Raw genomic sequence first — 25,669 nt, 5'->3', positions numbered from 1 at the left:
AAATATTGGTAGTTGACATTGTATATATGGTCAGTCAACTAACACATAAAATTCTACGTAAAACGCCAAATTCCTGCAAATTTTTTTGGAAAAACAAAAGAAAAACTAATAAGAAATATCTGAAATATTACAATTGTTCGGTATTTAGTTTTCGTGTATGGCATAAGAGATTTCTGTTTGTTATGATGAAAGAAACAATATAGTGAAGGATGGATGCGTGATGTCAGCGATTAATTGGACAGAAGAAGTTGCAAAACGAAAAGATGATTTAATTCGTGATACACAACAATTTTTACAAATTAAAAGTGTATGGGAAGAAGAATCTGCGAAAGAGGGCGCACCATTCGGTGAAGGTGTAGAAAAAGCTCTATCTTTCATGTTACATAAAGGAGAAGCTGAAGGTTTTGCTTCTAAAAATTTAGAAGGATATGCAGGTCATCTTGAAATGGGACAAGGAGAAGAATTAGTAGGTATTCTTTGTCACGTTGACGTTGTACCAGAAGGAGATGGCTGGACGACTCCCGCATATAGTGCGAATATTCGCGATGGAAAGATTTTTGCACGTGGTGCAATTGACGATAAAGGCCCAACGATGGCAGCATATTATGCAATGAAAATTTTGAAAGAATTAGGCTTACCTCTTTCAAAACGTGTTCGTATGATTATAGGAACAGATGAGGAAAGCAATTGGAAATGTGTAGATCACTACTTTAAAAATGAAGAAATGCCAACAATTGGTTTTGCACCGGATGCAGACTTTCCAATTATTAATGCAGAAAAAGGAATTTCTGATATACAAGTTGTGCAAAATGGTAGTGAAGAGAAAAAAGGTACATATGAACTTGTTTCATTTGATTCAGGGCGCCGTTTAAATATGGTTCCTGATTTTGCAGAAGCAGTTATCACAGGAGAAGATGTAAATGCACTTACAGTAGCATATGAAGAGTATTTACAAACTGCTAAAAAAATAGGGAAATCGACTATAGAAGGAAATACAGTGACGTTGCAAATAGAAGGAATTTCAGCGCACGGATCTACTCCTGAAAAAGGAGAAAATGCAGGTTTATTATTAGCAAACTTCTTAACTACAGTTTCACTTGATGGAAAAGCAACTGCATTTGCGACATTTGCAACAGAAACATTTACTGGTGATATTTTTGGTGAAAAAGCTACTATTGCTTACAAAGATGAAATTAGCGGTCCGTTAACAGTGAATGTCGGTCGCATTTCTTATACGAAAGAAAACGGTGGTAACTTAGGGCTAAACGTACGTTACCCAGTTACAACTAACTTTGAAGAAACAATTGTGAAGTTGAAAGAATATGTTGGTACGCATGGTTTTGAAGTGGCTGACTATTCTAATTCTCGCCCACATCACGTCGATAAAGATCACGTATTAATCCGTACGTTACAACGTGTGTATGAAGAACAAACAGGTGAAAAAGCAGAACTATTAGCAATCGGCGGCGGTACTTATGCTCGTTCATTAAAAGCTGGTGTGGCATTTGGCCCGCTATTCCCTGGAAAAGAAGAACTTGCGCATCAAAAAGATGAGTATATCGAAATTGAAGACTTATTGAAAGCAACAGCAATTTACGCGCAAGCAATTCATGAATTAGCGAAGTAATGGATATATAAATAATGTCCGCTCTCTATTTTGGAGAGCGGCTTCTTTTTACCTGAATGAGATAAGAAAGAAAAGCAACAATAGAAAAGAAGGAGAAGATGTACATGGAACTGCATTATTTTGTCGCAATTACGTTACCGAATCATATAAAAGAAATGCTGTCTAACTATAAAGAGGATATGCAAGAGGAATTACAATTTCGTTCATGGGTACATAAAGAAGACTATCATATTACCCTTTCATTTTTAGGGAGTGCAACGGGGGAACAATTAGAGGGAATAAAGAATGGATTACAAACAATTGCAGAAACAAAAGAACTATCGTTCACACTACAAGGTTTTTCAACGTTTGGTAGGGAAGATCAGCCTCGTATTTTTTGGGCGAAGGTAAGTGAGAATCACGATTTGTTTCAGTTGCAAAAGCAAATACATGCCATTTGTGAAGAAAATGGATTTTCTCTAGAAACACGCCCATATCACCCGCATATTACCGTTGCTCGTAAATGGATAGGAGAAGAAAAGTTTCGTTTAGAAAGTATAAAAGAAGTGCCTGAAATATCATTTCAAGCAGATACAATTACTTTATACGAATCCCACGTGAAAGAAACCCCGAAGTATAAATCGATTGCTGAAATAAAATTACAAAAATAGAATGTTGAAAACGTTTTTTATGCAGGTGAATATACTATAGAGAAGAATGGAGTTACTGTATAGAGTCTTGTTGATAAGAAAAGCCTTATCATTTGCAGCTCATTTTATCTCGCCTAATTGGTGAAGGCTAATAATAAGTGAGGATGGAGAAATTTTCTCGCTCATTAAAGTTTCACTTTATTTTAACTTTGAGAATGATGGTGATTTTTTTATGTTGAAAGTAAAACGTCCATTTGATGCCTATTTAGATGAAATGAATAAAATTACAATTTTGCTCCCACATGCGTATGGAACAAGTCGGACATTTCGTTTGCAAGAAGGAAGTAATGTGAAAGATTTACCGATTGCTCATACGATTGCGCTTCCAGATGCAACGAAGTATGAGTGCTTTATAGAAGAGCCGCTAGATGTGGGGAAGTATTATACAGTACGAGATGAACGGAATGAAGAAACTGATTTACAAATAGGTGCTGTTATTCGAACAGAAAGTTTCGATGAAAAGTATTATTACGAAGGTACAGATTTAGGTGCTGTTTATCAAAAAGAAGAAACGACATTTAAAGTATGGGCCCCAACTGCAAGGCTTGCGAAAGTAAGAATTTATAAGAGCGATAAAGAATATACCGATCATGAAATGTACAGGGGAGAAAACGGAGTTTGGATTCAAACATTACAAGGTGATTTAGACGGAGCACGCTATACATTTCTTGTTTGTATTAATTTAATATGGAACGAAGCTGTGGATCCTTATGCAAAGTCGGTGACGGTAAATGGAAAACATGGTGTTGTTATCAATTTAGAAAAAACGAATGTAACAAGACGAGAGGGATTACCAACATTACAATCAATGACAGATGCCATATTGTATGAACTGCATATTCGTGATGCGACTATACATCCAAATAGTGGAGTAATTCAAAAGGGAACATATAAAGGATTGATGGAAGAGGGAACAACAGGACGGAATGGGACATTAACAGGGTTGTCTCATATAAAAGATTTAGGTGTTACACATGTTGAACTATTACCTTTATATTGTTTCGGTGGTGTAGATGAGGCGAATCCTTCGTCCGCCTATAATTGGGGATATAATCCATTATATTACAATGCACCAACAGGATATTATGCTACAAACCCCTCTGATCCGTATAACAGGATAGTTGAGTGCAAACAACTAATTGAAACATTTCATGAACAAGGTATTAGGGTGATTATAGATGTTGTCTATAATCATGTTTATGAAAGAGAGCTATCATCATTTGAAAAGCTTGTTCCAGGATACTATTTTCGTCATGGTGAAGATGGTATGCCTTCTAATGGGACGGGAGTCGGAAATGATATAGCGTCTGAACGGAAAATGATGAGGAAATTCATTGTAGAGTCTATTTTATATTGGCTTACTGAATACAATGTCGATGGATTCCGATTCGACTTAATGGGAATTTTAGATGTTGATACGATGAATATGATAGAAAAAGAAGTGCGAAACATAAAACGAGATGCTTTGTTATTAGGAGAAGGATGGGATTTACAAACACCGCTTCCTCGTGAGGAAAAAGCAACGTTAAATAATGCGAAGAAAATGCCACATATCGCGCAATTTAATGATCAATTTCGTGATGGGATAAAAGGGAGTACATTTCATATAAATAAGCGTGGTTTTGCATTTGGTGGGCATGTAGACTGTAATCATTTGCAGTATATTGCAGCAGGAAGTCTTTTAAGTATGAAAGAAACAGGGCTGTTTCTAGAGCCAGCGCAAAGCATTAACTATGTAGAATGTCATGATAATATGACGATGTGGGATAAACTAGTGCGCAGTAATGAAGAATCAGAAACGATTTTGAAAAAACGTCACCTGTTAGCGAGCGCAATGGTTATTCTTTCACAAGGCATCCCTTTCTTACACGCAGGGCAAGAGTTTTATCGTACGAAGAAAGGAAATGAAAATAGTTATAATGCAAATGATGAGATCAATCAATTAGATTGGGATCAAAAAGAGAAAGAGATAGAGACCGTTAACTATATAAAAGGTTTAATTGCGATTCGTAAAGAGCATGGGGCATTCCGATTACAAAGCGCAGATCTTATAAAAAAACATATGACTTTTTTACAAACATCTACAGAAGTACTTGCATATCACCTAGAGCATGCAGAAACGTTTGGGCCATGGAAAGAGATTATCATCTTATTTAATAGCGGTTTAGAAGCTAAAACTGTGCAACTTCCGAAAGAAGCAACGTGGCATGTGTTAGTAAACGAAAACGAAGCGAAAATAGAGCCAATTTCTTCATTTAGAGGAAAGGAACTTAAGCTCGCTCCAATTAGCACGTATATATTGACGATAATGTGACAAATCGCTACTTGACGATGAGAATGTAATAAATGTAGAATTGACAAAGGTGACGATTTTGATAAGTTGTCATTCTATGACAGGTTTTGTAAAATAAAATAGAGGATTTTTGGCTTAGGCTAATTTTTCTTTTCATTTACAGTAAAATATATGAATCCACAACATGTGTAGAAATGTTGCGGTTTTTCTTTTCATAACTATAAAAGATAAGGATTTGTTAACGGGTAATGAATATGGAATGGTTGGAACAATTATTAGGAAAAGAGTGGAGTCTTGTACCGGCTGGTGGAGTAACGGGCGATGCATATATTGCGCAAAACGGACAACAGAAGTTATTTTTAAAGCGGAATACATCGCCCTTTTTAGCGGTATTGTCAGCAGAAGGAATTGTTCCAAAATTACTTTGGACAAGAAGGGTAACGAATGGTGATGTAATTTCTGCTCAAAAATGGCTTCCGGGACAGAAGCTAGAGCCAGAGGATATGAAACTAGAACGTGTTGCGAAACTTTTGAAGAAAATACACTCCTCTAAAGCGCTTGTACAGATGATTCAAAGACTTGGGAAGCAGCCGCTTCACGCACAAGAGTTATTACAACAACTGCAACTCGTTTTAAGAGGAGATATAAGGGATGATGAAACAATTCAGCAAGGCCTTCAATATTTAATGGATTCATTAAAAGCTATTGAATACAATGAATTCGTTGTATGCCATTGTGATGTAAATCATAACAACTGGCTATTGTCGGATGAAGATGAATTGTTTTTAATTGATTGGGATGGAGCTGTAATTGCTGACCCAGCTCTAGACCTCGGTATGTTATTATATTGGTACATTCCGCGCCAGGAATGGAGTGAGTGGCTCGGTTACTATGATATTGAAATGGATGAATCGCTGCTTAGGCGTATGAGATGGTATGTGATAGCACAAACGATTTTGTCTATTCAATGGCATACAACAAAAAAACAGCAAGCAGAAGCTGAATATTGGCATCAATATTTACAGCAACTACTTGCTTCAGAATGATACTTAAGAAAAATTGTCCATTCCAGCAATCCACTGAGTAAGTTGTTCTTGATTATTGGAAATATGGTTGTCCAAATTAGAGGAAGATTTACCCGATTGACTATAAGAATATACATCGTTTAGCATTGTTTTAGCGTCACTACTTATATTATCGTTTGCGAGTAACGATTGAATGAGGCGCTCTAATTGCTCGCATTCTGAAACTGTCCCGCAGCAATCACTTTGGTGGTTGACTAAAATATCTTTCAGCACTTCTAATTGATGTTGTTGATTAATTGGCATGAACGGATCATCCTTTCGATTGTTTTTCTCTTCAAATGTAAGAGAAAAAGCTGTTTCGTCATGGAATGTTTAATGCTGTATGTAGTTTTTATCAAAATGGTACATCTTATACTTGAAAGAAACGGACCGAGTGCTCGTACGTACTTGGTTTTTTGTTTGGTAGATTGATTAAAAAAGAAAGAAGGAATTATTCCTTTAAAATAGCTATGTAAAGAGAGGGAAACATCTATGCGTTTAAGACATAAACCGTATGCAATGGATCGAATTAATGAATATTCACATATCGTAATCGGAAACCCAGAGGAGCGCGCTGGTAGCTGGAAAGAAGTATTTGGAAACGAACAACCAATTCACATTGAAGTAGGTACAGGTCGTGGCCGCTTCATGTATGATATGGCGAAAGCGAATCCACATATTAATTATATTGGAATTGAAAAATTCACAAGTGTTGTTGTAGATGCACTTGATAAATTAATTGAAGAAGAATTACCAAACTTAAAGTTAATTAATAAAGATGCTGAAGATTTAACAGTTTTCTTTGCGAAAGGTGAAATTGATCGCGTTTATTTAAACTTCTCAGATCCATGGCCAAAGAAACGTCATACGAAGCGTCGTTTAACGTATAAAACATTTTTACGTAATTACGAAGAAGTGTTAGTAGAAGGCGGAGAAATTCATTTCAAAACAGATAACCAAGGTTTATTTGAATATTCTCTTATGAGTATGGCTGAGTATGGTATGTTACTAACGTACTTAAGCTTAGATCTTCATAACAGCGACTTTGAAGGTAACATCATGACTGAATACGAAGAGAAATTCTCTAGTAAAGGTCATCGTATTTACCGAGTTGAAGCAAAATATCGTACAGAGCCTATGCAGTAATGCGTAGGTTTTTTTACACCTAAAATAATCAGAATTTTATGTTAAGATTAATTAAAAAGGGGGATGTGTAATGGAACAGTTACAAATTGGAGATATAAAAGTAACGTGGTTAAAAGGTGGGAATACACATTTAGATGGAGGAGCAATGTTTGGAGTCGTGCCGAAAGTACTTTGGTCACGTAAATATAAACATAATGATACAAATCATATTTATTTACGAACAGATCCGTTACTTTTGCAAACAAAAGATGGAAATATGCTCATTGATTCCGGGATAGGAAACGGTAAGTTGAATGAGAAGATGAAACGCAATCAAGGTGTAACAGAAGAATCATCGGTTTATGAATCATTAGAAAAATTAGGATTAAAGCCTGAAGATATCGACTACGTCTTGATGACACATCTTCATTTTGATCATGCATCTGGTCTAACAAAATGGGAAGATGATCACCTTGTACCGGCATTTCCAAATGCGAAAGTTTACGTAAGTGAAACAGAATGGAATGAAATGAGGAATCCAAACATTAGATCACGTAATACATATTGGAAGGAAAATTGGGAGCCAATTGTAGATCAAGTTGTTACGTTCCAGCAAGAAATAGAAATTACAGATGAAATCAAGATGGCACATACGGGTGGGCATAGTGATGGACATGCAGTTATTGCTTTAGAAAGCCAAGGAGAAACGATGCTTCATTTAGCAGACCTATTGCCGACGCACGCGCATCAAAATGTATTATGGGTAATGTCATACGATGATTATCCGATGACCTCGATTGAAAATAAGCAAAAGTGGATGAAGTATGGTGCTGAAAAAGAGGCATGGTTTACGTTTTACCATGACGCATATTATCGAGCTGTGAAGTGGAATGAGGAAGGTCATATCGTAGAAAAAATAGAACGGAAAACGAGTATAGAAGCATAAAAATAGGAGGTTGTTCCATCATATTTATTGGAGTAGCTTCTTTTTTATTGTCGGGTTTTGTCGGTAAGTCGATATATTTAAAAAATCGCTGATATAATTTTAATCAATACCCGCAATTTCAAAAAAATAAGAGGTTCACCTAATGGGAACCCTCCGTTTTATGCTGCTATAACCTCTAAAACAGTACCTGTTTTAGCATCAACTAAAAATTCAAATCGTTCTTGTATATCATCTAACATTGTTGTAAGACCGCCGCGATAAACTTCATATGCGACATCATATTTTTCAAATGTCTCTGGAACCATATGTACCCAAGAGCCAGTAATTTCACCTTTATGACTTAATGCTTGTTTCACCATTTTCAATGCTTTTTCTGAAGAAATATGGGATTGTTCTTGTACTTTGTTTGCAACGAGATAACCAGCTGCGAACCCAACGCCAAGACCTGCTACTAAACCTTTCCAGCTCATATATTCACCTCAATTCTATAAAATAAAAATAGTGTACCGATAATAATTATAAAGCAAATACAGCTAAAAAAGAAGAAACTAGAAACATTTCGAAAATTTCGTTACAATAAAAGAGGTATTCTACTAAGGTTTGAAAGAAGGGGACTTCGTGAATAAAGAGACATTACAATTATTTCGTACGTTAACAGAATTACAAGGTGCATCAGGTTTTGAACATGATGTACGCCGTTTTATGAAACAAGAATTAAGCAAATATGCGGATGAAATTGTACAAGACGGTTTAGGTAGCGTATTTGGTCTGAAAAAAGGGGACGAAACTGGCCCACGTGTTCTTGTAGCAGGTCATATGGATGAAGTAGGTTTCATGGTTACGCAAATTACGAAAAACGGAATGCTTCGTTTTCAAACGTTAGGCGGCTGGTGGAGCCAAGTTTTATTAGCACAGCGTGTACAAGTTATGACGAAGAATGGTCCTGTTATTGGGGTTGTTGGTTCTATTCCTCCTCATTTATTAAGTGACGCGCAACGTGCAAAACCGATGGATATAAAAAATATGTTAATTGATATAGGTGCAGATAGTTATGAAGATGCGATTGAAATTGGTGTAAAACCAGGACAACAAATCGTGCCGATCTGCCCGTTTACACCGATGGCAAATGAGAAGAAAATTATGGCGAAAGCTTGGGACAACCGTTACGGATGTGGTCTTGCAATCGAATTGTTAAAAGAATTAAAAGACGAAACATTACCAAATACATTATATTCTGGTGCTACTGTACAAGAAGAAGTAGGTCTTCGCGGAGCGCAAACCGCTGCAAATATGATTCAACCAGACATTTTCTATGCGCTTGATGCAAGTCCAGCAAACGATGCATCTGGTGACAAAACACAGTTCGGTCAATTAGGAAAAGGTGCTCTTCTTCGTATTTACGATCGCACGATGGTAACACATAGAGGAATACGCGAATTCATTTTAGATACAGCAGAAACAAACAACATTCCGTACCAATACTTTATTTCACAAGGTGGTACAGATGCGGGCCGTGTACATACAAGTAACTCTGGTATCCCATCAGCAGTAATTGGTGTTTGTGCGCGCTACGTTCATACACATGCTTCAATTTTACATGTTGATGATTATGCAGCGGCGAAAGAATTAATTACGAAGCTTGTAAGAACAACAGATAAAACGACGTTAGAGACAATTAAGAATAACGCGTAGAGAGGAAGAAGGGCTGAAGAGGCCTTTCTTTTTTTGGCTTGAATAGATGACCCATCGATGAGTGGGAGCGGTCAGTGCCTGATTGGTGCTCGAATGGTGTATTAAGACCCTGGATAGGAAAAGAGAGGAAGGCTGTTTTTGTTTTTGAAGACGGTAATGTTGTTAGAAAAAACCTTCTTTTTTAGATTGAATAGATGACCCATCGATGAGTGGGAGCGGTCAGTGCTTAATTGGTGTTCGAATGATGTATGAAGACTCCAAGTAGGAAGTGAGAGGAAGGCTGTTTTTGTTTTTGAAGACGGTAATGTTGTTAGAAAAAACCTTCTTTTTTTAGATTGAATAGATGCCCCATCCATGAGTGGGAATGGTCAGTGCTTAATTGGTGTTCGAATGATGTATGAAGACCCCAAGTAGGAAGTGAGAGGAAGGCTGTTTTTGTTTTTGAAGACGGTAATGTTGCTAGAAAAAACCTTCTTTTTTAGGCTGAATAGATGACTTGGTGATATGTGGTAGTGGTTGATGCTTAATTCGTATCTGATAGGGATATTAGAATAGAATGATGAATTTTTATAGAGGTGAACGAAATGAAAGTAGTAGTAGGATCAAAGAATAAAACGAAGGTTGGCGCTGTGGAGAAGGTTTGGAAAGATGCTGAAATTACATCTCTTTCTGTTCCGTCAGGAGTATCAGCTCAGCCTTTCTCAGATGAAGAGACGATGCAAGGAGCGATTAATAGAGCGAAGCGAGCGCTAGAGGAAGGAGAAGCTCCAATTGGTATTGGGCTAGAAGGCGGCGTAATGAAAACGGAGCACGGTTTATTTATGTGTAACTGGGGCGCGCTAGCAACAATGGATGGGAAAGTATTTGTGGCCGGAGGAGCGCGTATTACGTTACCAGACGATTTTTTAGCACCTCTTGAAGATGGTAAGGAATTAAGCGAAGTGATGGAAGAGTTTGTGCAGCGAAAAGATATTCGTAGTCACGAAGGTGCTATCGGTATTTTTACAGATGATTATGTCGACCGCACGGAATTATTTGTACACGTTGTTAAGTTGTTAGTTGGGCAATATAAGTATGATAAAAAGCAAGCATAAACCTTGCACCGTGCGCGATGTATGGTAGTATAAAAGAAAGATTATAACATGAAAAATGCACCCGTTAGAGGAGGAAATATAGATGAAGTCATTAGAAAGCATGGAGCAATTCCAACAGTTAAAAAATGAAGAGAATGTAGTCTTTATGTTCTCAGCAGAATGGTGCCCAGACTGCCGCTTTGTAGATCCATTTATGCCAGAAGTAGAAGAGAAATATAGTGATTTCTCATTTTACTATGTAGATCGTGATGAGTTTATTGATCTATGTGTAAAATTAGACGTATTTGGCATTCCGAGCTTTGTAGCGTACAATAAAGGTGAAGAAACTGGTCGCTATGTAAACAAAGATCGTAAAACACAAGAACAAATCGAAGAGTTCATTGAAGGTTTAAAATAAGGCAATTTGCCAATTGAATTGTAAAACAACCTCTACCTTCGCGGGGGAGGTTATTTTTTTGGAAGGGAGGAAAAAAGAGATGAAGATGACAAGTAAAAAGATGAAAGATGAGTTAATAAAGAAATTATCTCGCCCAGAATGGGACTTTCAGTATGATAGTGAGAAAGAAGTTTTACGTATTGAACAAAAAGACTCCAAAAAAGGTATTAACGTATCGCTTCCAGGAGTTGTGGCAAAATGGGAAGTGAACAAGGAAAAGGCAATTGAAGAAGTTGCTTATTACGTACAAGAAGCGCTAATTGCGATGCATAAAGAAGAAAATAGCGGAGCGAAAATTTTACCTGTTATTCGCTCTACTTCTTTCCCGAAACAAGCAGAAGAAGGAAATCCGTTTATTATGACGGATCATACGGCGGAAACACGTATTTACTACGCGCTAGATTCGAATAAAACGTATCGACTAATTGATGAGCGTCTATTACAAAAATTAGAACTTACAGAACAGCAAGTGCGTGAAATGGCATTATTCAACGCACGCTCATTAGGTTATGAATTTAAACAAGACACAGTAGCGGGTAATACATTCTACTTTTTAAACACAAATGATGGGTATGACGCGACTCGTATTTTAAACGAATCGTTACTACAATCGATGCGTGAAAAGATTTCTGGTGACATGGTTGTTGCTGTTCCTCACCAAGATGTATTAATTATTGCTGATATCGTCAACGAAATCGGTTATGATATTATTGCACAAATGACAATGAAATTTTTTGCCGAAGGGCATGTTCCGATTACATCACTTTCATTCGTATATGAAGATGGAGAATTTGAACCAATCTTTATTTTAGCGAAAAATCGGAAGAAGACAGATGGAAAAGAGAAAGGATGAACGAAGTGAACGTTTTTTACAACCTTGAAGGAATTGGTGACACTTTAATTGTTGCCTTACAAGATATTACTTTAGAGAACCGTACTTTTGATCGCAAAGGAGATGTTGCACGCGTATATGATCGTGAAAGCAATGTAACAGCAGGATTCAACATCTTTAATGCATCTTCTTACTTAGAAGTAAAAGAAACAGGCAACCTTACATTAACGAAAGAGCTTGTAGAGAAAATCAACGAAATTTTAGCGAAGAATGGCTTTGAAGAAACAGTAGAAGCAGATCTTTCTCCGAAATTTGTTGTAGGCTATGTAGCTGAAAAAGAAAAGCATCCAAATGCTGACAAGCTAAACATCTGTAAAGTAGAAATCGGTACAGAAACATTACAAATCGTATGTGGTGCACCAAACGTTGATGCAGGACAAAAAGTTGTCGTTGCAAAAATTGGTGCTGTAATGCCAAGTGGTATGTTAATTAAACCAGCAGAACTTCGCGGTGTTCCTTCTTCTGGAATGATCTGCTCTGCACGTGAATTAGAGCTTCCAGATGCTCCACAAGAAAAAGGTATTCTTGTATTAGAAGATAGCTTTGAAGTTGGACAAGAGTTTAAATTTTAATTGATATAAGAAAAGAGAGGTTGTCCTTTTGGGCAGCCTCTCTTTTTGTTTTGTCATTTTTTGTTGGTAAGTCGATATTCCGTGTCGAATCGTTGATATATGTAGAGTTACGATAGATATATTTGAAAAATCGTTGATATATTGAGAATTGTGATAGATATATTTAAAAAATCGTTGATATATGTAGAGTTACGATAGATATATTTGAAAAATCGTTGATATATGTAGAGTTGTGATAGATATATTAAAAAATCGTTGATATATGTAGAGTTACGATAGATATATTTGAAAAATCGTTGATATATGTAGAGTTGTGACAGATATATTCAAAAAATCATTCATATTATAAGGATGTCACCTTTTTTCTTAAAATCTATATTGTATTTTATAAACAAACTAGTTAAAATTTAGAAAAATAGAAGGGGATAGACGTATGAAACAACAAATAAAAATCGCAGAACTTCTAAAACGAATTGAAACTTCAAAACAGCAAGATATTGAGCTAGGTACTTATGAAATATATGTGTTTAGTGAAAGTGAATTAGAAAAAGGACAAATCGGTTACCGATACGATAAACATAAAAATTCATTAATAAGTGAAGAAAACGGAAAGTGGCAAGAAGGATGGATTACAATTGGATATGAAACGGATATGGGCGATCCAGTTTTCGTAAATATAGATGATGACGCTTATCCGGTTTATACTGCAGAACGTGGTACAGAAAAATGGCAGCCAGTTTATATTGGAAATATGGATGAGATTATAGGGCAATTATAAGAAAAACTTTGAATCCGGTGCAAAGTGATGGGAGAGAAGTATGAAGTATATAAAAATAATGAGCATGATTGCATTCATTGGAATATATATGGCCGGTTGTTCACAAGAGCAGCCGAAAAAAGAAACTACATCTTCTATACAAGAGAAAAACAAAGATACCAAAGAAGACGCACCGGTAGAAAAGCAGCAAGAACAAGAAAAGAATGAAGAGTCACAAGCAATTCAAACGAATGAGCAAGTAGAACATAAGCAAGAGGAAGTATCATCTGAGGAAAAGAAAGAAGAAACTACGCCAGTACAGCCAACTGAGCAACCAGTGCAAAATAATGAACAAAAAGTAGAGGGTAATGAAAAACAAGAGAAGTTTCTCGTCGTTATTGATCCAGGACATCAACAAAAAGCGAATTTAAATTTAGAGCCAATTGGACCAGGGGCAACAACGCAAAAATATAAAGTGACAGACGGTACAACAGGTGTTGTGACGAAAAAGAGAGAGGCTGTACTTGTATTAGAAATGGCTTTTTTATTAAAAGAAAAGCTTGAAGCAAAAGGGATACAAGTATTAATGACGAGAACATCACAAGACGTTGATATAAGTAATAAAGAACGGGCGACATTCGCAAATAATCATAAGGCGAATTTATTTTTACGTCTTCATGCAGATGGTTCTGAAAATCCAAACGAAAGTGGGTTTGCTGTATTGACGCCGGCAGAAGGAAGTCCGTATACGAAAGAGATTTATGCGGAAAGTCTTCAAATCTCTCAAATGATTGTAAATAAAATGAGGGAGAACCAGCAAGTAAAAGTAAATGGAATTAAATTTCGGGATGATCTTTCTGGATTTAATTGGGCAAAGGTTCCTGGTGTGTTATTAGAACTTGGGTTTATGTCAAACTATGAAGAAGACAAAAAATTATCTGACCCGCAGTATGTAAATTCTTTATTGCAAAGTGTAACGGATAGTGTAGATGCATATCGGAAGAGTAAAGCTTAAACGCAGTCTTACATGAAAGGCTGCGTTTTTCCATATGAAAACACTCGTAAATTAGAATATTGTGGATAAATATGACATGCTTAATTTTACCTGCACTTTTTGCCGAATGCTGATACAATAAAGGATGTTACTATTTAGTAGAAAGAGTGGTAAGCATGTTAGATTGGATGAAAAAGCTGTTTAACAAAGAGGAAGAACAAACAGCGATGAATAAAGAAGTACCAAAGCAAATTGAAAGTCAGCCGAAAATTCCTCGTGTAAACCACTACACTGAAGCAAGAGAAGCACAAATGGCAAGTAGGAATGCAGGTAAATGCCGTTTTCCTTTAGTACCGGATAATGGGTTCGATGAAGAGGATGAAAGCGAAGTAAATCGCTTTGAAGAACAACCTGTTCAAGGAGTAGCATATGAAGAACCGACTGCCCAAAGAGGAATAAAGGTGGAAAGAAGCAGACGACCGTATGTGGAAAAGGTTGTTTCTACATATGAAGAACCGGAAGTGCAATATGAACCGGTGCGGGAGTCTGTCGTTAAAAAGGCATCTGCACCTTCGCAAGAGAGTAACCGTAGACCATTTCGTCCAACAGAAATGATTTCGCCAATTTATGGATATAATCGTCCTTCAGTAGAGAAAAAGGTTGAAAAGCAGGAGGAAGTAAAAGAAAGAGAAGATCTTGAAATATCTGTAGAGGGTAAATCAGTCGTTGATGCATGGTTAGAGAAAAAAGGATATAAATTATCTGATTTCTCAGAAGGACAAGCACCAACTTCTTCTAGTCATAGAGCTGCTAACCAGCAAGGAGAGCAACAATATGAAGAGAATAAAAAGGAAGAAAAGTCAGTAGTTGATCAATGGCTAGAGAAAAACGGTTATGAAATTGAACGCCAAGTGCCTTTAGTAGAAGAAAAAGAAGTGATTAAAGAAATGAGTACACCGCAGGAAGTTTCAGCGGATGAATTACTTCATAAAACAGTAGCTGAGCAGATGGAAAGTGCTAAGCTAGAAAAAGATGTAGTGGTGTTAAACGAAAACAATCTACAAGAAGAATTAGTAGCTTCTAAAGTAGAGCACGAGGATACAATATTATCAGAAGAAATTAAACGTAATACAGAAATAAAACAACCTACTATTGAAGTAGAAAAGCAAGCTCCAGAAGAATCAGTGATTGTCAAAGCAGAAGAAAAACTTGAAGAAACAATCATTGTGGAAATACCAGAAGAAGTGTCAAAAGTAGAAGTAATTGCAGAAACGGAAGAGCTTGAAGAAGTAGTTATGGAAACAGAGGCACCTGAAGAAGTGGAAGCAGAAGGGTCAGAAGAAGTGGAAGTAATTGCGGAAACGGAAGAAGTGGAAGTAATTGCAGAAACGAAAGAGCCAGAAGAAGTAGTTATGGAAACAGAAGAAGTAGAAGTAATTGCGGAAGCAGAAGAAGTAGAAGTGATTGTAGAAACAGAAGAGTCAGAAGAAGTGGAAGTAATTGCGGAAGCGAAAGAGTCAGAAGAAGTGGAAGTAATTGCGGAAGCGAAAGAGTCAGAAGAAGTGGAAGTAATTGCAGAAACAGAAGAGTCAGAAGAAGTGGAAGTAATTGCGGAAGCGAAAGAGTCAGAAGAAGTGGAAGTAATTGCGGAAGCGAAAGAGCTAGAAGAAGTGGAAGTAATTACAGAGACAGAAGAGTCAGAAGAAGTGGAAGTAATTGCGGAAGCAGAAGAGTCAGAAGAAGTGGAAGTAATTGCGGAAGCAGAAGAAACAGAAGTGATTGCAGAAACAAAAGCGCCTGTAGTAGAGACATTTGTAGCACTTGAGGAAATTCAGCAAGAAGATGAAGCAATTGAACAAAAGAGTGAATTCATACATGTTGCTGAGGCTGATGAACAAACGAAGAAAGATGTTCAAAGCTTTGCGAATGTTTTAATTGCAGAAACAGAGGAAAATAGACGAGTTGTAGAAGAAGCACAGGTCGCAGAAGAGCAACGAGTTGTAGAAGAAGCGCCAGTCGTAGAAGAGCAACGAGTTGTAGAAGAAGCGCCAGTCGTAGAAGAGCAACCAGTTGTACAAAAAGAAGAACCAAAACGTGAGAAAAAGCGCCATGTACCATTTAATGTTGTTATGTTGAAACAAGATAGAACACGATTAATGGAAAGACATGCAGCTAGAGCAAATGCAATGCAGCCTTCTGCTAATGTACGAGTAGAGAATAAGCCAGTACAACAAGAGGTAGCAGAACCACAAGTGGAAGAACGCCCAGTGCAGCAAGTAGTAGCAGAACCACAAGTGGAAGAAAACCCAATGCAGCAGGTGGTAGCAGAACCACAAGTGGAAGAACGCCCAGTGCAGCAAGTAGTAGCAGAACCACAAGTGGAAGAACGCCCAGTGCAGCAAGTAGTAGCAGAACCACAAGTGGAAGAAAACCCAATGCAGCAGGTGGTAGTAGAACCACAAGTGGAAGAACGTCCAGTGCAGCAAGTAGTAGCAGAACCACAAGTGGAAGAACGCCCAGTGCAGCAAGTAGTAGCAGAACCACAAGTGGAAGAGCGCCCAGTGCAGCAGGTGGTAGTAGAACCACAAGTGGAAGAGCGCCCAGTGCAGCAAGTAGCAGAACCACAAGTGGAAGAACGCCCAGTGCAGCAAGTAGTAGCAGAACCACAAGTGGAAGAGCAACCAATGCAGCAAGTAGTGGTAGAGCAAGTACAAAAGCCAATTTCAAGTACGGAAGTACAAGAGAAAGCATATGTTGTAAATCAAAGAGAGAACGATATGCGAAATGTATTGCATACACCACCGACATATACTGTTCCACCATTAGCGCTGTTGTCGATTCCACAGCAATCAGCGTTAGATAATACAGAATGGTTAGAGGAGCAGAAAGAATTATTAGATACAACGTTTAATAATTTTCACGTTGGCGCACATGTTATTAATGTATCGCAAGGGCCAGCGGTAACTCGTTTTGAAGTACAGCCAGACCCAGGTGTGAAAGTAAATAAAATTACAAACTTAAGTGATGATATTAAGTTAAGTTTAGCTGCGAAAGATATTCGTATTGAAGCGCCGATTCCAGGGAAGAGTGCAATTGGAATTGAAGTTCCAAATAAAGAAAGCAAGCCAGTATTTCTTCGCGAAATTTTAAGAAGTCCTGTATTCACAAAGAGTGAATCACCGCTTACTGTTGCGCTTGGACTTGATATTTCAGGGGAGCCAATTGTAACGGATATTCGAAAAATGCCGCACGGACTTATTGCGGGTGCAACGGGTTCAGGTAAAAGTGTGTGTATTAACGCGATTTTAACGAGTATTTTATATAAAGCGAAACCACATGAAGTGAAGTTAATGTTAATTGATCCGAAGATGGTTGAGCTTGCACCATACAATTCTGTTCCGCATCTTGTAGCACCTGTTATTACGGATGTAAAAGCAGCGACAGCTGCATTAAAATGGGCAGTTGAGGAAATGGAACGCCGTTATGAATTGTTTGCACACGCAGGTGCTCGTGATTTAACTCGCTACAATACGATTGTAAGTGAGCGAGAAATTCCAGGAGAGACATTACCTTATATCGTTATTGTCATTGACGAGTTAGCCGATTTAATGATGGTAGCACCTGGTGATGTTGAGGAAGCGATTTGTCGTATTGCGCAAAAAGCACGTGCTTGTGGTATTCATTTATTAGTAGCGACGCAGCGTCCATCTGTAGATGTTATTACAGGTTTAATTAAGTCAAACATTCCAACGCGTATTGCGTTTACTGTATCATCTCAAGTTGATTCGCGTACGATTATTGATATTGGGGGCGCGGAGAAATTACTTGGCCGTGGTGATATGTTATTCTTAGGGAACGGTACATCTAAACCAGTTCGTGTACAAGGTGTATACGTATCGGATGATGAGATTGAAAAAACAGTTGATCATGTGAAAAAGCAAATGAAGCCGAATTACTTATTTAAGCAAGAGGATTTATTAGCGAAAACAGAACAAGCTGAGTCGGAAGACGAATTGTTCCTTGATGCATGTCAATTTGTTGTAGAACAAGGGGGAGCGTCCACATCTTCTGTACAGCGAAAATTCCGCATCGGTTATAATCGCGCGGCACGTCTCATTGAAGAGATGGAATCGCAAGGAATTATTTCTGAAGGTAGAGGAACGAAACCGAGAGATGTCCTTATTTCTGAGGATGAATTTGCCGCTATGCAGGAAACAAATGTATAGTAAACGGTTTTGCTGTATACTAAGAGAAAATGTTGGATAGTAAAGTAGGGAGTAAAGCGACATGAAAGAAATTGAATTAAAATTAAAAGGTGAAATAAATAGACTAACAAATAAAACATTTAAATTTGACGAACGTGTTGGAGAAGGTTGGTTCTCTGCCGTTTACTTTTTAAAGACTAGAGAAATCATCGAAGAATTTCGCCCGAAAAGTGTTGTAACGATGCAATTTTTCCAAAAGGAAAATGCAGTTCTTTGCGGAACGGATGAAGTAATTGCATTGCTACAAACATTCGCTAAAAATCCTGAGGAACTTGAAATTAACTCTTTAAAAGATGGCGATAAAATTAGTCCATTTGAAACAGTGTTAACAATTCATGGTCCTTATGAAAATTTCGGATTTTTAGAAGGTGTCATTGATGGGATTTTAGCTCGTCGTACATCGGTTGCGACAAACGTATATAACGTTGTCCAAGCTGCGCGTAGCGTAGATAAAGAAAAACCAGTTATTTTCATGGGAGATCGTGATGATCATTATACACAACAAGCTGGTGACGGTTATGCAGCATACATCGGAGGTATGAGCGCACAAGCGACGCATGCGATGAATGAATGGTGGGGCAAAAGTGGTATGGGGACGATGCCTCACGCATTAATTCAAATGTTTAATGGTGATGTTGTGGAAGCGGCAAAAGCATATCATAAGAAATTCCCAGAAGATGAATTAGTTGTATTAATTGATTACAACAATGATGTCATTACAGATGCACTTCGCGTAGCACGTGAATTTGGATCAACATTAAAAGGTGTACGTGTAGATACGTCCCGCACGATGATTGATCAATACTTTATTCGCCACCCAGAAGTACTTGGAACATTCGATCCACGTGGTGTAAACCCATCGCTTGTATTCGCACTTCGTAAAGCACTTGATGAAGAAGGATTCCAGCATGTAGACATCGTTGTAACTGGTGGATTTGATGAGAAGCGTATTCGTGAATTTGAAGCTCAAAACGTACCTGTTGACATATACGGGGTAGGAAGTAGCTTATTAAAAATGAATATTGGCTTTACTGGTGATAATGTAGAACTAAATGGGAAACCAGAAGCAAAAGCTGGTCGTAAATATCGTCCAAACCCACGTTTAGAGCGTGTTCAATTAGAAAAAAGAGAAGAGATGTAAAAGAGAGAAAAACTGATAGGTGATTGACCCTATCAGTTTTTCTGTTATCATAGTATAGCGGCTTCTTTTTTGCTATAATGGACTTATTATGGACATATAAAGAAGTACGTACGAGTTTATCCTGATAAGTGAAGGGAAAGAATAACTTCACTACATCAAAAATGTATGATGATTACCAAAATAAGAAAAGATTCATATACTGTCTTATAGATAGGCCGTTGTATTAGTTCGAAATGTTGGAGGTTCTTTAAGATGACAGTTTACCATTTTGTAGGAATTAAAGGAACAGGAATGAGTTCATTAGCGCAAATTCTTCATGATATGAAGCATACTGTTCAAGGGTCTGATTATGAAAAGCGTTTCTTTACACAAACAGCGTTGGAAAAGCGTAGTATCTCGATCCTTCCTTTTGATAAGAATAATGTAGAAGAAGGACAAGTGATTATTGCAGGAAATGCATTTCCTGATACGCATGAAGAAATCGTAGCAGCAAAAGAATTAAACATCCCAGTCCATCGTTACCATCATTTCTTAGGTGACCTGATGAGCCAATACACAAGTGTTGCTGTAACTGGTGCACACGGAAAAACATCAACAACAGGTTTGTTAGCCCATGTAATGCAAGGTGCACACCCAACATCTTACCTTATTGGAGATGGAACAGGGCATGGGGTAGAAAATAGTAAGTATTTTGTATTTGAAGCTTGTGAGTATCGTCGTCATTTCTTGTCTTATAATCCAGACTATGCAATTATGACGAATATTGATTTTGATCATCCAGATTATTTTGCAGACATCAATGATGTATTCAGTGCATTCCAAGAGATGGCATTGCAAGTGAAAAAAGGCATTATTGCATGTGGAGATGATGAAGAACTTCAAAAAATTCAAGCGAAAGTACCTGTTATTTTCTATGGATTTGGAGAAGATAATGATTTCCAAGCACGCAACATTCAAAAGAGAACAGATGGTACGATATTTGATGTATTCGTTCGTAACACGTACTATGATACGTTCAAAATTACAGGATACGGCAATCACAGCGTATTAAATGCGTTAGCAGTAATCGCGCTTTGCCATTATGAAAATGTTGATGTAGAAGCAGTAAAACATCAATTAACAACTTTTGAAGGCGTAAAACGTCGCTTTAATGAAAAGCCGATGGGAGAGCAAGTAATCATCGATGACTACGCACACCATCCGACAGAGATTAATGCAACGATTGAAGCTGCTCGTCAAAAACATCCAGAGCGTGAAATTGTCGCTGTATTCCAGCCACATACATTCTCACGTACAGAAAAGTTCTTAGATGAGTTCGCAGAAAGCCTAAGCAAAGCTGACCAAGTATACTTATGTGATATTTTCGGATCAGCACGTGAAAACAAAGGTGAATTAACAATCGAAGATCTGCAAAAGCGTATTGACGGTGCAGAATTAATTACAGATACAACAACGGATGTATTAAAGAAACATAAAAACGGCGTTCTAATTTTCATGGGCGCAGGTGACATCCAAAAATTCGAAGCGGCTTACGTAAAAGAAGTTCAAGTTGCAGAGAAATAATAGAAAAGACGCATAGCTTGGCTGTGCGTCTTTTTTATGTTGTCGTGGTTGTGCATTAATGTTGAAACGTCGATATATATGGAGTTGTGTTCGATATATTTCAAAAATCGTTGATATATTGGTACGCGTTTTGAAATATAAATGTTAGAATAATAAGAAAACTAAAAAGGGGACTAAAAAACATGTTCACACTCCGAGTAGATGACGAAATCGAACTACAATTACTAGAAAAACATCATAAAGAGGAATTATATCAATTATTAGATCAAAACCGTAATCATTTACGGAAATGGCTCCCTTGGGTAGATGGGACAAAATCTGCTGATGCTTATGATGAAATTTTTCCGATGTGGTTAAAGAAGTTTGCAGAGGGAGACGGTTTTGAAAGTGGTATACGTTACAAAGGAAAGCTCGTTGGGATGGTAGGCATTCATCCAGTGAGCTGGGGGAAGAAAGCGACGAGTCTTGGGTATTATCTTGCAGAAGATGCTGGCGGGAAAGGTATTATGACGCGTAGCGTAAAGGCTGTACTTCACTATGCATTTGAAAATTTAAAGCTGAATAAAATTGAAATTCGGTGCGGTGTTGGAAATGCGAAAAGCCGCGCAATTCCAGAACGTTTAGGATTTAAGTTAGATGGTATTTTACGAGATGAAGAATGGCTATATGATCATTTTCATGATATCACTGTATATAGTTTACTAGCTTCAGAATGGAAAGAGATTCGATGAACGAGAAGATTCGTATTGTTCCATATGAAAGTACGTTTCAAGAGGAAGTAGTAGATCTTATCGTTCATATTCAGCAAAAAGAGTATAATGTTTCAATTACGAAAGAAGAGCAACCTGATTTACTTGAAATAGAAACATTCTATCAAAAGGATCACGGAAACTTTTGGGTAGCAATTTATGATGGTAAAGTAGTTGGAACAGTAGCTTTATTAGATATTGAGAATCATCAAGTAGCGCTAAGAAAAATGTTCGTACAAAAAGAGTTTCGCGGAAAAGAATGGGGCGCATCACATATGTTGCTTCAAACAGCAATTTCATGGGCTGAGGATAAAAAATTGAAAGATATTTACTTAGGAACAACATTAAAATTTTTAGCGGCACATCGTTTTTATGAAAAGAATGGTTTTCAAAGTGTGAGTATAGACGAGTTGCCGAAAAACTTTCCGGTGCTACAGGTAGATAAGAAATTTTATAGGTACATTGTGTAAAAGGTCATTTAGAAATGGCCTTTTTCTATGAACCAAAATGGAAATAGTGGTATAATTTGGATTAGGGGGTGTAGGTATGAACTTTCCAATTCAAAGAAGTAAGTCAGTAGTCATTTTCGTTTACCTTACGTTAGTTTTTATGTTTATATATCCAATTGTCATGCTTTTCACTAATAAAGCACATTGGATGTCAGCGTTGATTGGGATGGGTTTATGCTTCATTGTAAATGTACCACTCGTTTGGGAAGTATTTATTAAAAAACATAAAGTAGAAAATGGCGTATTAAAGTACGGTATTTTAAATGATGATATTGTATTAAAAGATGTGAGAATTATACGTCAGGTCGGAAAGTCTCTTGAAATTACGACGAATGCATATAAAGTACATATGGTTGCGATGCCGCAAAATATGGATGAATTCTTGGCGCTTATAGAGAAAGAAAATCCACATGTGAAAATAGAAATGGTAGGGAAGAAATGAAATATATAAAACCTTTTTTTTGCTTGGAAATTATGCTGGTGTTTGCTATCTGCACTAGGATAAATATGAAATGGAACCTGCCTTTATATGTACCAATATTAATCGGTACTATCGCAGTGGCACTTTTATATTATTTTCATTTTCAGCAAACAAAAAGTGAGAAAAGTAGCACTATGTAGTTAGGGGGATTAGAAATGAAAAAAGCCCTTATGTTATTTTTACTTCTGTTAACTGCATCCTTTCTTTTAATAGGGTGTAGTGCGAAGAAGGAAAAGGCTGATATGAACTTAGAAAAGGCACAAAAAGTTGAAATTGAATCACTTACTGATTCAAGTGAGAAAAAAGTAATTACCGATAAGAAAAAAATTGAAAAGCTGTTTGAAGTCATGAAAATGGATAAGTGGAAAATGCAATCGGCTCCTTTAGATACTCCGCAAGGGAAAACATTTACAATGTATCAAGAGGATACACCGAAATTATTGGATTCGAGTAAAGATAAAAAAGAGTTACATGAAATTGGTACGATGACAGTATATAAAGATGTCCCTTATGTCGAAGTTGAAATGAAAAATAAGAAAATGAGTTTTAAAGTGCCAGAAGATGTGGCGAAAGAGTTATTAAAGTATTAATAAAAAAAACGCTCGGAAAAATCCCGAGCGTTTTTTTTATTATTTTAAGTTCTCTGGATTTAAAGCTTCTAATTCAGCTACAACGAAGCGTCCGTCTTTACGGATGAGTACGTCGTCGAAGTAAATTTCGCCGCCGCCGTATTCAGGGCGTTGGATACATACTAAGTCCCAATGGATGTTCGAGTTGTTACCGTTCCATGCATCGTCGTAAGCTTGTCCAGGAGTGAAGTGGAAGCTGCCATCGATTTTTTCATCGAATAGGATGTCTCCCATTGGATGTAAGATGTATGGGTTTACGCCGATTGCGAACTCACCAACGTAGCGTGCGCCTTCGTCTGTATCGAAGATTTTGTTAATGCGTTCTGAATCGTTTGCAGTTGCTTCAACGATTTGGCCGTTCTCGAACTTAAGTTGTACATTTTCAAATGTATAACCGTTGTAAGGAGATGGTGTGTTGTAAGAAACTGTACCGTTAACAGAATCACGAACTGGTGCAGAGTATACTTCACCGTCTGGAATGTTTAAATGACCGGAGCATTTAATTGCTGGAATGTCTTTAATAGAGAATGTTAAGTCAGTTCCAGGACCAGTTAAACGAACTTTATCTGTTTTATTCATTAATGTAACAAGGCTGTCCATCGCCTTATCCATTTTACCGTAGTCTAAGTTACATACTTCAAAGTAGAAGTCTTCGAAAGCTTCTGTACTCATTTTAGCAAGCTGTGCCATAGAAGCATTTGGGTAGCGAAGAACAACCCAGCGTGTTTTTGGAACGCGAATGTCTCTATGAACTTTTTTACCAACTGTTTGGCCATGAACTTTCATACGCTCACTTGGAACGTCAGCTTGTTCATTAATATTATCGCCAGAGCGAAGGCCGATATAAGCGTCCATGTCTTTCATTACGCTTGCTTCATATGCAGCGATTTGTTCGAAATGTTCTTCAGTAGCACCCATTAATAAAGAGCGATCTACTTGATGATCTTTTAAAGAGACGAATGGGAAACCACCAGCTGCATATGCTTCTTTTACAAGTGCAGTTACAAGTTCTTTTTGTAAGCCAAAGTTTTCAATTAATACTTTTTCACCTTTTTGTAAGCGGATAGAGTAGTTAATTAAATTGTATGCTAACTTTTCAATACGTGGATCTTTCATATGTAAAGCCTCCCTACTAATTATGTATCCTCTCCTATTGTAACCTACTTAGTGGAATTTGTTGAATGATTTATGTTACAGTTAACGAATAAGTATGAAAATTCTAATGATGAGATAGGGATTAGAATGAAACGGAAAATGATTGTATAATAGGGGAAAGTATGAAAAAGATAAAGGAAGTGATGAAATGCAAGTTCTTTTATATGTAAGTGCGGCTATTATCGCGGTTGCTTTCGCAGTATTAGTAGTGTATGTATGTAGAACGTTGTTATCGGTTCAGAAGACGTTAGAAAACGTTGCAAGCACGTTAGAAGGTTTAGAAAAACAAATGCAAGGAATTAGCGTAGAGACAGAGCAATTATTACATAAAACGAATGCGTTAGCTGATGATATTCAACAGAAGTCACAGTCATTAAATAAAGTGGTAGCGGGTGTAGATGGGATTGGAACGACAATCCAATCTTTAAATACGAAGCTTCGTAATGTATCAGACTCTGTAACGGACGAAATTGAAAATAACGCTGATAAAGTAGCGCAAGTTGTACAGTGGAGCAGTGCGGCGATTGAAGTATACAATCATTACCGTGCGTCGAGACAAGAGAAGAAGGTTGAAAAAGAAGAGCGTAAATTAGAAAGAATTGAGAAAAAAGCTGAAAAGAAAGAGAAACGCTCTAGATTTCGTATGAGAGGTGAATCGTGATGAATATGACAAAACTTGAAACAATTGAAGAGCTTGAAGTCTTAGTAGAAAAGAACGAGCCGTATGTTCTTTTTAAACACAGTACGACATGCCCAATTAGTCACGGTGCATACACAGAATTTCAAGCGTATTGCAGCGAAGAAAGAGAAGTACCAGCGTATTACTTATACGTACAAGATGCGAGAGATGTGTCAAATCGTGTTGCAGAACAATACAGTATTAGACATGAATCACCACAAGTGTTATACATAAAAGATGGGATGGTAGTATGGAATACATCTCATTGGAATATTAAAAAAGATGCTTTAGAAGAGAATATAAAGTAAAAAGAAGCA

26 protein-coding genes are annotated in these 25,669 nt (G+C 37.3%); 23 read left to right on the top strand and 3 right to left on the bottom strand.

Features of this window, described 5'->3' with window-relative positions:
• The first annotated feature begins 220 nt into the window (after positions 1 to 220).
• From pepV to ACTL4X_RS23735, 4 genes are all read left to right on the top strand, one after another.
• Positions 221 to 1,627: a dipeptidase PepV gene (gene pepV, locus ACTL4X_RS23750; RefSeq protein ID WP_086692079.1), complete on the top strand. Its 1,407-nt coding sequence runs from the start codon at positions 221 to 223 to the stop codon at positions 1,625 to 1,627.
• A gap of 104 nt (positions 1,628 to 1,731) precedes the next feature.
• A complete protein-coding gene (gene thpR, locus ACTL4X_RS23745; protein WP_048656116.1) occupies positions 1,732 to 2,277 on the top strand; it encodes an RNA 2',3'-cyclic phosphodiesterase in 546 nt (181 codons plus the stop codon).
• A gap of 211 nt (positions 2,278 to 2,488) precedes the next feature.
• Complete coding sequence (gene pulA, locus ACTL4X_RS23740) at positions 2,489 to 4,630, top strand: type I pullulanase (protein WP_086692082.1); 2,142 nt, start codon at positions 2,489 to 2,491, stop codon at positions 4,628 to 4,630.
• Between the two features lie 227 nt (positions 4,631 to 4,857).
• Positions 4,858 to 5,655 carry a phosphotransferase family protein gene (locus tag ACTL4X_RS23735; RefSeq protein WP_001986674.1) on the top strand — a complete coding sequence of 266 codons (798 nt, stop codon included), beginning with the start codon at positions 4,858 to 4,860 and terminating at the stop codon, positions 5,653 to 5,655.
• A gap of 3 nt (positions 5,656 to 5,658) precedes the next feature.
• Here the strand turns inward: ACTL4X_RS23735 and ACTL4X_RS23730 are convergent, their stop codons facing one another.
• On the bottom strand, positions 5,659 to 5,937 hold the full coding sequence (locus tag ACTL4X_RS23730; protein WP_001122235.1) for a YtzH-like family protein: 279 nt from the start codon (positions 5,935 to 5,937) through the stop codon (positions 5,659 to 5,661).
• A gap of 228 nt (positions 5,938 to 6,165) precedes the next feature.
• Between ACTL4X_RS23730 and trmB the strand changes: the two genes are divergently transcribed.
• Both trmB and ACTL4X_RS23720 read left to right on the top strand, forming a co-directional pair.
• On the top strand, positions 6,166 to 6,819 hold the full coding sequence (gene trmB / locus ACTL4X_RS23725; RefSeq protein ID WP_001239385.1) for a tRNA (guanosine(46)-N7)-methyltransferase TrmB: 654 nt from the start codon (positions 6,166 to 6,168) through the stop codon (positions 6,817 to 6,819).
• A gap of 70 nt (positions 6,820 to 6,889) precedes the next feature.
• Complete coding sequence (locus ACTL4X_RS23720) at positions 6,890 to 7,744, top strand: YtnP family quorum-quenching lactonase (protein ID WP_000436848.1); 855 nt, start codon at positions 6,890 to 6,892, stop codon at positions 7,742 to 7,744.
• 158 nt (positions 7,745 to 7,902) lie between these two features.
• On the opposite strand, the gene ACTL4X_RS23715 is transcribed toward ACTL4X_RS23720, so the two are convergent.
• A complete protein-coding gene (locus ACTL4X_RS23715; protein ID WP_000118541.1) occupies positions 7,903 to 8,214 on the bottom strand; it encodes a PepSY domain-containing protein in 312 nt (103 codons plus the stop codon).
• A 148-nt stretch (positions 8,215 to 8,362) separates the two neighbouring features.
• Here ACTL4X_RS23715 and ACTL4X_RS23710 point away from each other — a divergent pair, with 148 nt between their 5' ends.
• From ACTL4X_RS23710 to ACTL4X_RS23640, 15 genes are all read left to right on the top strand, one after another.
• Positions 8,363 to 9,436: a M42 family metallopeptidase gene (locus ACTL4X_RS23710; RefSeq protein ID WP_001031514.1), complete on the top strand. Its 1,074-nt coding sequence runs from the start codon at positions 8,363 to 8,365 to the stop codon at positions 9,434 to 9,436.
• 584 nt (positions 9,437 to 10,020) lie between these two features.
• Positions 10,021 to 10,530: a DUF84 family protein gene (locus tag ACTL4X_RS23705; protein ID WP_000869940.1), complete on the top strand. Its 510-nt coding sequence runs from the start codon at positions 10,021 to 10,023 to the stop codon at positions 10,528 to 10,530.
• 82 nt (positions 10,531 to 10,612) lie between these two features.
• Complete coding sequence (locus ACTL4X_RS23700) at positions 10,613 to 10,927, top strand: thioredoxin family protein (RefSeq protein ID WP_000838193.1); 315 nt, start codon at positions 10,613 to 10,615, stop codon at positions 10,925 to 10,927.
• Between the two features lie 79 nt (positions 10,928 to 11,006).
• A complete protein-coding gene (locus ACTL4X_RS23695; RefSeq protein ID WP_000784588.1) occupies positions 11,007 to 11,819 on the top strand; it encodes a DUF1444 domain-containing protein in 813 nt (270 codons plus the stop codon).
• Positions 11,816 to 12,430, top strand: coding sequence for a YtpR family tRNA-binding protein (gene ytpR / locus ACTL4X_RS23690; RefSeq protein WP_001006770.1), 615 nt, complete (start codon positions 11,816 to 11,818; stop codon positions 12,428 to 12,430). Before ACTL4X_RS23695 ends, ytpR begins: the two co-directional genes overlap by 4 nt.
• A gap of 433 nt (positions 12,431 to 12,863) precedes the next feature.
• The gene (locus tag ACTL4X_RS23685; protein ID WP_000813166.1) at positions 12,864 to 13,208 is read left to right on the top strand and encodes a hypothetical protein; all 345 of its coding nucleotides are present in this window, start codon (positions 12,864 to 12,866) and stop codon (positions 13,206 to 13,208) included.
• Positions 13,209 to 13,248: 40 nt separating this feature from the next.
• Positions 13,249 to 14,202, top strand: coding sequence for an N-acetylmuramoyl-L-alanine amidase (locus ACTL4X_RS23680; RefSeq protein WP_000874046.1), 954 nt, complete (start codon positions 13,249 to 13,251; stop codon positions 14,200 to 14,202).
• A 155-nt stretch (positions 14,203 to 14,357) separates the two neighbouring features.
• On the top strand, positions 14,358 to 18,407 hold the full coding sequence (locus ACTL4X_RS23675; protein WP_441394957.1) for a DNA translocase FtsK: 4,050 nt from the start codon (positions 14,358 to 14,360) through the stop codon (positions 18,405 to 18,407).
• A gap of 61 nt (positions 18,408 to 18,468) precedes the next feature.
• Positions 18,469 to 19,587: a nicotinate phosphoribosyltransferase gene (locus tag ACTL4X_RS23670; RefSeq protein ID WP_000658370.1), complete on the top strand. Its 1,119-nt coding sequence runs from the start codon at positions 18,469 to 18,471 to the stop codon at positions 19,585 to 19,587.
• A gap of 252 nt (positions 19,588 to 19,839) precedes the next feature.
• On the top strand, positions 19,840 to 21,150 hold the full coding sequence (murC, locus tag ACTL4X_RS23665; RefSeq protein WP_000219468.1) for a UDP-N-acetylmuramate--L-alanine ligase: 1,311 nt from the start codon (positions 19,840 to 19,842) through the stop codon (positions 21,148 to 21,150).
• A 182-nt stretch (positions 21,151 to 21,332) separates the two neighbouring features.
• Complete coding sequence (locus tag ACTL4X_RS23660; protein ID WP_086402181.1) at positions 21,333 to 21,881, top strand: GNAT family N-acetyltransferase; 549 nt, start codon at positions 21,333 to 21,335, stop codon at positions 21,879 to 21,881.
• On the top strand, positions 21,878 to 22,369 hold the full coding sequence (locus ACTL4X_RS23655) for a GNAT family N-acetyltransferase (protein WP_086402180.1): 492 nt from the start codon (positions 21,878 to 21,880) through the stop codon (positions 22,367 to 22,369). Before ACTL4X_RS23660 ends, ACTL4X_RS23655 begins: the two co-directional genes overlap by 4 nt.
• Positions 22,370 to 22,445: 76 nt before the next feature.
• On the top strand, positions 22,446 to 22,850 hold the full coding sequence (locus tag ACTL4X_RS23650; RefSeq protein WP_086402179.1) for a PH domain-containing protein: 405 nt from the start codon (positions 22,446 to 22,448) through the stop codon (positions 22,848 to 22,850).
• Complete coding sequence (locus ACTL4X_RS23645; protein ID WP_078186242.1) at positions 22,847 to 23,029, top strand: hypothetical protein; 183 nt, start codon at positions 22,847 to 22,849, stop codon at positions 23,027 to 23,029. Before ACTL4X_RS23650 ends, ACTL4X_RS23645 begins: the two co-directional genes overlap by 4 nt.
• Positions 23,030 to 23,044: 15 nt before the next feature.
• On the top strand, positions 23,045 to 23,479 hold the full coding sequence (locus ACTL4X_RS23640; protein ID WP_000709855.1) for a hypothetical protein: 435 nt from the start codon (positions 23,045 to 23,047) through the stop codon (positions 23,477 to 23,479).
• Positions 23,480 to 23,518: 39 nt separating this feature from the next.
• On the opposite strand, the gene ACTL4X_RS23635 is transcribed toward ACTL4X_RS23640, so the two are convergent.
• The gene (locus ACTL4X_RS23635; RefSeq protein WP_000654727.1) at positions 23,519 to 24,634 is read right to left on the bottom strand and encodes an aminopeptidase; all 1,116 of its coding nucleotides are present in this window, start codon (positions 24,632 to 24,634) and stop codon (positions 23,519 to 23,521) included.
• 187 nt (positions 24,635 to 24,821) lie between these two features.
• Between ACTL4X_RS23635 and ACTL4X_RS23630 the strand changes: the two genes are divergently transcribed.
• Positions 24,822 to 25,334: a DUF948 domain-containing protein gene (locus ACTL4X_RS23630; protein WP_001197720.1), complete on the top strand. Its 513-nt coding sequence runs from the start codon at positions 24,822 to 24,824 to the stop codon at positions 25,332 to 25,334.
• On the top strand, positions 25,334 to 25,660 hold the full coding sequence (gene ytxJ / locus ACTL4X_RS23625) for a bacillithiol system redox-active protein YtxJ (protein WP_001057469.1): 327 nt from the start codon (positions 25,334 to 25,336) through the stop codon (positions 25,658 to 25,660). Before ACTL4X_RS23630 ends, ytxJ begins: the two co-directional genes overlap by 1 nt.
• The last annotated feature ends 9 nt before the right edge of the window (positions 25,661 to 25,669 follow it).

The organism is Bacillus sp. RE35, from assembly GCF_052146655.1.
Lineage (GTDB): Bacteria > Bacillota > Bacilli > Bacillales > Bacillaceae_G > Bacillus_A > Bacillus_A cereus.
Note: the sequence above shows the minus strand (reverse complement) of the source record. Positions and strands in the feature narration are given on the sequence as shown.

Coding starts and splice junctions, on each gene's coding strand:
- pepV (WP_086692079.1), top strand. CDS start 221: ATGTCAGCGATTAATTGGACAGAAGAAGTTGCAAAACGAAAAGATGAT.
- thpR (WP_048656116.1), top strand. CDS start 1,732: ATGGAACTGCATTATTTTGTCGCAATTACGTTACCGAATCATATAAAA.
- pulA (WP_086692082.1), top strand. CDS start 2,489: ATGTTGAAAGTAAAACGTCCATTTGATGCCTATTTAGATGAAATGAAT.
- ACTL4X_RS23735 (WP_001986674.1), top strand. CDS start 4,858: ATGAATATGGAATGGTTGGAACAATTATTAGGAAAAGAGTGGAGTCTT.
- ACTL4X_RS23730 (WP_001122235.1), bottom strand. CDS start 5,937: ATGCCAATTAATCAACAACATCAATTAGAAGTGCTGAAAGATATTTTA.
- trmB (WP_001239385.1), top strand. CDS start 6,166: ATGCGTTTAAGACATAAACCGTATGCAATGGATCGAATTAATGAATAT.
- ACTL4X_RS23720 (WP_000436848.1), top strand. CDS start 6,890: ATGGAACAGTTACAAATTGGAGATATAAAAGTAACGTGGTTAAAAGGT.
- ACTL4X_RS23715 (WP_000118541.1), bottom strand. CDS start 8,214: ATGAGCTGGAAAGGTTTAGTAGCAGGTCTTGGCGTTGGGTTCGCAGCT.
- ACTL4X_RS23705 (WP_000869940.1), top strand. CDS start 10,021: ATGAAAGTAGTAGTAGGATCAAAGAATAAAACGAAGGTTGGCGCTGTG.
- ACTL4X_RS23700 (WP_000838193.1), top strand. CDS start 10,613: ATGAAGTCATTAGAAAGCATGGAGCAATTCCAACAGTTAAAAAATGAA.
- ACTL4X_RS23695 (WP_000784588.1), top strand. CDS start 11,007: ATGAAGATGACAAGTAAAAAGATGAAAGATGAGTTAATAAAGAAATTA.
- ytpR (WP_001006770.1), top strand. CDS start 11,816: ATGAACGAAGTGAACGTTTTTTACAACCTTGAAGGAATTGGTGACACT.
- ACTL4X_RS23685 (WP_000813166.1), top strand. CDS start 12,864: ATGAAACAACAAATAAAAATCGCAGAACTTCTAAAACGAATTGAAACT.
- ACTL4X_RS23680 (WP_000874046.1), top strand. CDS start 13,249: ATGAAGTATATAAAAATAATGAGCATGATTGCATTCATTGGAATATAT.
- ACTL4X_RS23675 (WP_441394957.1), top strand. CDS start 14,358: ATGTTAGATTGGATGAAAAAGCTGTTTAACAAAGAGGAAGAACAAACA.
- ACTL4X_RS23670 (WP_000658370.1), top strand. CDS start 18,469: ATGAAAGAAATTGAATTAAAATTAAAAGGTGAAATAAATAGACTAACA.
- murC (WP_000219468.1), top strand. CDS start 19,840: ATGACAGTTTACCATTTTGTAGGAATTAAAGGAACAGGAATGAGTTCA.
- ACTL4X_RS23660 (WP_086402181.1), top strand. CDS start 21,333: ATGTTCACACTCCGAGTAGATGACGAAATCGAACTACAATTACTAGAA.
- ACTL4X_RS23655 (WP_086402180.1), top strand. CDS start 21,878: ATGAACGAGAAGATTCGTATTGTTCCATATGAAAGTACGTTTCAAGAG.
- ACTL4X_RS23650 (WP_086402179.1), top strand. CDS start 22,446: ATGAACTTTCCAATTCAAAGAAGTAAGTCAGTAGTCATTTTCGTTTAC.
- ACTL4X_RS23645 (WP_078186242.1), top strand. CDS start 22,847: ATGAAATATATAAAACCTTTTTTTTGCTTGGAAATTATGCTGGTGTTT.
- ACTL4X_RS23640 (WP_000709855.1), top strand. CDS start 23,045: ATGAAAAAAGCCCTTATGTTATTTTTACTTCTGTTAACTGCATCCTTT.
- ACTL4X_RS23635 (WP_000654727.1), bottom strand. CDS start 24,634: ATGAAAGATCCACGTATTGAAAAGTTAGCATACAATTTAATTAACTAC.
- ACTL4X_RS23630 (WP_001197720.1), top strand. CDS start 24,822: ATGCAAGTTCTTTTATATGTAAGTGCGGCTATTATCGCGGTTGCTTTC.
- ytxJ (WP_001057469.1), top strand. CDS start 25,334: ATGAATATGACAAAACTTGAAACAATTGAAGAGCTTGAAGTCTTAGTA.